We start from the raw sequence: 4,096 nt of genomic DNA on the forward strand, positions 1-4,096 counted from the left end.
CGCCATCGTGGGCAGCCAGCCCTTCGGCGGCGAGGGGCTGTCGGGCACCGGCCCCAAGGCCGGCGGGCCGCACTACCTGCCGCGCTTCACGCGGGCCGAGGCGCCTGTGCGGGGCACAGCTTGGCAGGCGGAAGCTGACCTGAATGCACTGAACCGCGCACTGGCCGAGGCCGCAGCCGGGGACGCGTCGCGGCGCACCGAGACGCTGCCCGGCCCGACGGGCGAATCGAACCGCTTTTCCACGCTTCCCCGGCGCCCGGCGCTCTGTCTCGGCCCCGGTGCGGAGTGCGCGGCGGCGCAGGCGCAGGCGGTGCGTGACCTCGGTGGCATCGCGGTCGAAGCCGCGGGGCGGATCGCGCCGGAGGCGCTCACGCGGCTCGACGGGCTCTCGGTCGTGCTCTGGTGGGGTGACGCCGAAACCGCCCGGGCGCTCGACCGCGCGCTCGCCGCGCGCGAGGGGCCGCTCCTGCCGCTCGTTACCGGCCGGCCCGATCCGGCGCATGTGCTGACCGAGCGCCACCTCTGCGTCGACACCACCGCCGCAGGCGGCAACGCCGCGCTCCTCGCCGGCGCGTCTTAGGGCGCGCGGCGTCCCCGGGCGACCCCGTGGCGCAGGCGCTCGTGGTGGCGCGACGCCGTGGCCGGCTCACCTGCACGTCACGGCCGCGACCCGTTGTCCTTGCGGTGTCGCCATGCCGGTGCCCGATCCCGTCGGCCCGCGGATCTCGCGGAGGGCACGTGCAGGGGCCTCCATGCGCCCGCCGCTTCGATCAGCTTGCATGCGCGGGGCCGAGTGAGGTCGAGCCAGCCGGTCGATGGCCCGGCGTGGCGAGGATCACGCCGCGCCCGTGGCCTGTCCCGGCATCGACGGGGTGGCATCCGGAGACCGCGATGATCTGCCGCCCGTCACCGCGTCACCACCGCCCGCGTCGCCCGGGCCAGTGCCCTGTCGTCCTGTCCGCCGGCGGCTGGTCCATCCGGCGGCAAACCGTCAGAGGGGACCCGACGGTGCAGATGGTGGGCTGCCGGCCGCGATGCTCACCTTGATCAACGGCGCCTGACTGACCCTTTCGCACCGGCTCGCGGGGTCGCGCCCGTGCTCTGCGGGCCGGGTGGGCCGCTCAGGGGACCGGTGTCCCGTCGAGGGGCGGCTTGACCCGCAGCGGGCAGCCGGAGACGCAGAGCCAGACGTCGTCGCTCGCCGCCGCGACGGACTGGTTCAGGAAGCCGGCCGCATCGCGGAAATCGCGCGCGAGCCGGTTCTCCGGCACGATCCCGGAGCCGACCTCGTTGGTCACGACGACGACCGGGGCCGCCTGATCCGCCAGCGCCGCGACGAGGCGATCCGCCTCGCTTCGCCAGTCGCGTTCGGCCAGCAGGATGTTCGACAGCCAGAGCGTCAGGCAGTCGACGAGGCGCGGGCGGTCCCCGTCGGTCCGGGCCAGGGCGTCCACGAGATCGAGCGGCTCGGCATGGGTCGCCCACTCGGGGCCGCGGCGCTGCTGGTGGTGTGCGATGCGGTCCGCCATTTCCGCGTCGAAGGCCTGCGCCGTGGCGATGTAGACGGCCGGCCGGCCGAGCCCGAGCGTCATGCGCTCGGCCAGTGCGCTCTTGCCCGAGCGCGCGCCGCCGGTGATCAGGATCGACTTTGCCATGGCCATGTGAGATGGCAGTTTCCCGTGTCGAGAGGAAGACCCGATTGAACGGTGCGCCCAGGGTTCCGCATGCCGAGTGCAGACGCACCGCGACCGTGGCGGGGCATTTCGGTGAATGGGTGCAGGGCCGGCTCGGCCCCGCCGGGCCGCTGGTTCTGGTCACCGTTGCCTGTCGCGCGTTGAGCGTGCGGGCGCTGCGCGAGGGCGATGGTCCCCTGCGGCTGCGTCAGGACCCGGACATCCTGACCGAGGGCCGGGCCTGGCAGCTTCTGTCGCGTCTGGGCATGCCGCCGGGCCGCTTCGCGCTGGCGGCGTCGATGCCTCCCGGCGGCGGGGCCGGGGCATCGACGGCGGCGCTCGTGGCGCTGGCGCGCGCCGCCGGCGGGGACTGCCCGGAGCTCGCCGCTGCCTGCCTCGCGGTCGAGGGCGCCTCCGATCCGCTGATGTTGCCGCAACCGGACGCCGTCCTCTGGGAGCCGCGGGCGGCGCGTATCCGCGGCGCGCTCGCCCCCCTGCCGCGTGTCGAGATCGTCGGCGGGTTCCTCGGGCCGGGCGAAGCCACGGACCCGGGGGACCGCGCCTTTCCGGATATCGCCGATCTCGTGCCCGGATTGCAGAGGGCCGGCACGCCGGCGGCGCTCGCCCGGATCGCCTCGGAGTCGGCCCGGCGCTGCACGGCGCTGCGCGGGCCGGCGGACGACCCGACCGAGCGGCTTGCGCGGGATCTGGGCGCGCTGGGCTACCTGCGCGCGCATACCGGATCGGCGCGGGGCCTGATCTTCGCGCCCGGGACGGTCCCGGAGCGGGCGGAGGCCGCGCTGCACGGTGCGGGCTTCGCACGGGTTCTGCGCTTCGCGTCGGGGGGACGGGGATGAGTTTCGCAGGGGCGATGCTGGTGGCCTGCCTGATCGATGCCGCCATCGGCTGGCCGGGTGGGCTCTACCGGCGCATCGGGCATCCCGTGGTCTGGATCGGCGCCGGGATCACGGCGCTCGAGCGGGCGTGCAACCGGGGTGGACGCGGCCGGCGGCTGGCGGGCGGCGCGCTGGTGGCGCTCGGTGCGACCGGCGCGGTGACGCTCGCGGCGCTCGCGGTGCAGACCGCGCTGCCGGAGGGATGGGCCGGCGTGGTCCTCGGCGGTGTCCTTGCCTGGCCGCTGGTGGCGCTGCGCTCCATGCATGCCCATGTCGCGGCGGTGTCCGCGCCCCTGTCCGCGGGCGACACCGGAACCGCGCGGGACGCGGTGAGCCTGATCGTCGGGCGTGATCCGTCGCGCCTCGACGCCTCCGGCGTGGCGCGCGCCGCGCTCGAAAGCCTCGCCGAGAACACCTCGGACGGCGTGGTCGCGCCGGTTTTCTGGGGGGTCGTGGCCGGCCTCCCGGGGATCGCCGCCTACAAGACGATCAACACGCTCGACTCGATGATCGGCCACCGGACCGAGCGGTTCGAGGCCTTCGGCAAGGGCGCGGCCCGGCTCGACGACGCGGTGAACCTGCTCCCGGCGCGCCTGACCGGCGTGCTCTTCGCGGTGACCGGGGCGCGCCCGCGCGCTGCGCTCGCGGCGATGGCGCGCGATGCGCGGCGGCATCGGTCCCCGAACGCCGGCTGGCCCGAGGCCGCGATGGCCGGCTCGCTCGATGTGCGCCTGTCGGGGCCGCGCCTCTACGGCGACACGGTGGCCGAGGAGCCATGGCTCAACGGGGCGGCGCCGGATCCGGCGCCGGACGACCTTGGGCGTGGACTCGCCCTCTACCGCCGCGCGATGCTCGTCATGCTGGCCGGGCTTGCGGGTCTGGCACTGCTTTAGGGATCACGGATGCGCGATCACGGTGGCGATCTCGATCGGGCGCGGGCGCTCCACGGGCCGGGCGACTGGCTCGATCTCTCGACGGGCATCAACGCGGTGCCCTACCCGGTCGGGCCGTTGCCGCCCGAGGCCTGGGCCGCATTGCCCCCGCGTGAGGCGATCGCGCAGCTCGAGGCGGCCGCGCGCACGGCCTACGGCGCGGGGCAGGGGACGCCCTGCGTCGCGCTCGCCGGGGCGCAGGCGGCGATCCAGCTGGTGCCGCGCCTCGCCCGGCCGGGCGCGGCGCGCGTGGTCACGCCCACCTACAACGAGCACGCCGGCGCGCTGGAGGCGCAGGGCTGGCGCGTGACGCCGGTCGCGACGCCGGACGCGCTGCGCGGCGCGGCGCTGGGCGTTGTGGTCAACCCCAACAACCCGGATGGCCGGTGCTGGTCGCCGGAGACGCTGCTGGCGGTGGCCGGCGAGGTCGGCCTGCTGGTCGTCGACGAGAGCTTCGCGGACACCGCGCCGGGGCTCTCGCTCATTCCCCGTCTGCACGCGCGCGGCGGGGACGGGAGGATCGTGGTCCTGCGCTCCTTCGGCAAGTTCTTCGGACTGGCGGGACTGCGCCTCGGCTTCGCGCTGGGCGACGCGG

The 4,096-nt window shown here is 75.5% G+C and carries 4 protein-coding genes and 1 pseudogene; 4 read left to right on the top strand and 1 reads right to left on the bottom strand.

Annotated features, from left to right (window positions below):
- Positions 1 to 580: pseudogene (locus ACESL7_RS13790) on the top strand (bifunctional proline dehydrogenase/L-glutamate gamma-semialdehyde dehydrogenase); the annotation flags it as partial.
- Positions 581 to 1,121: 541 nt separating this feature from the next.
- Here the strand turns inward: ACESL7_RS13790 and cobU are convergent.
- Entirely contained in the window at positions 1,122 to 1,655 is a 534-nt protein-coding gene (gene cobU, locus ACESL7_RS13795; protein ID WP_372893888.1) for a bifunctional adenosylcobinamide kinase/adenosylcobinamide-phosphate guanylyltransferase, read from the bottom strand.
- Positions 1,656 to 1,699: 44 nt separating this feature from the next.
- Here cobU and ACESL7_RS13800 point away from each other — a divergent pair, with 44 nt between their 5' ends.
- The 3 genes from ACESL7_RS13800 to ACESL7_RS13810 form a co-directional block, all read left to right on the top strand.
- Positions 1,700 to 2,530: a propanediol utilization protein gene (locus tag ACESL7_RS13800; protein ID WP_372893885.1), complete on the top strand. Its 831-nt coding sequence runs from the start codon at positions 1,700 to 1,702 to the stop codon at positions 2,528 to 2,530.
- A complete protein-coding gene (gene cbiB, locus ACESL7_RS13805; RefSeq protein WP_372893886.1) occupies positions 2,527 to 3,462 on the top strand; it encodes an adenosylcobinamide-phosphate synthase CbiB in 936 nt (311 codons plus the stop codon). Before ACESL7_RS13800 ends, cbiB begins: the two co-directional genes overlap by 4 nt.
- A gap of 9 nt (positions 3,463 to 3,471) precedes the next feature.
- Positions 3,472 to 4,096: aminotransferase class I/II-fold pyridoxal phosphate-dependent enzyme (locus tag ACESL7_RS13810; RefSeq protein WP_372893887.1), on the top strand; the 625-nt coding region annotated here is incomplete at its 3' end.

It is taken from the genome of Rhodosalinus sp. (genome assembly GCF_041685465.1).
Taxonomy (GTDB): Bacteria; Pseudomonadota; Alphaproteobacteria; order Rhodobacterales; family Rhodobacteraceae; genus Rhodosalinus.

Bases quoted from the DNA above. Each gene is read 5' to 3' on its own strand.
- cobU (WP_372893888.1), bottom strand. From the start codon at position 1,655: ATGGCAAAGTCGATCCTGATCACCGGCGGCGCGCGCTCGGGCAAGAGC.
- cbiB (WP_372893886.1), top strand. From the start codon at position 2,527: ATGAGTTTCGCAGGGGCGATGCTGGTGGCCTGCCTGATCGATGCCGCC.